Origin of the sequence: Adlercreutzia sp. DFI.6.23 (assembly GCF_024462535.1) — a bacterium.
GTDB classification, from domain to species: Bacteria; Actinomycetota; Coriobacteriia; order Coriobacteriales; family Eggerthellaceae; genus Adlercreutzia; species Adlercreutzia rubneri.
Genome location: NZ_JANGBP010000349.1, coordinates 1 through 317, shown reverse-complemented (window position 1 = coordinate 317; position 317 = coordinate 1). Strand labels below are relative to the sequence as shown.

The 317-nt window shown below is 54.9% G+C and carries 1 protein-coding gene; it reads right to left on the bottom strand.

Annotated elements, in window-relative coordinates:
- Nucleotides 1-183, bottom strand: a 183-nt coding sequence (locus NE591_RS13675) for an NYN domain-containing protein (RefSeq protein WP_371130624.1), incomplete at its 3' end; no start/stop codon positions are given.
- Between the last annotated feature and the right edge of the window lie 134 nt (nucleotides 184-317).

The following is a 317-nucleotide window of genomic DNA, read 5'->3' as shown; positions in this document are numbered from 1 at the left end:
CGCGTCCTTCCATTTCGCGTGCAGGGTGAGCGTCCAGTCGCCGTAGATGAGCTTGATAGTGACGGTGCCATACTTCGACAGCTCGTTCAAGATCGGCTTCAAGTAGCGCGCCGACACGTTGTCCGCGTCGATGAGCAGCGCGAAGCGGCGGTCGGACGACTCAGTGGTTGTCTTTGATTCCATGGGAGGTAAATTCCATGCTTGAGATAAGGGGCCTTTGTCACTCAGTATGGCACACTTCGGCCTAAAATGCTGCACCTATCTTGGACTCAGGTCAAGCCGTAACGTTGAGAAGCGCCTTTCCTCCCGAGAATACA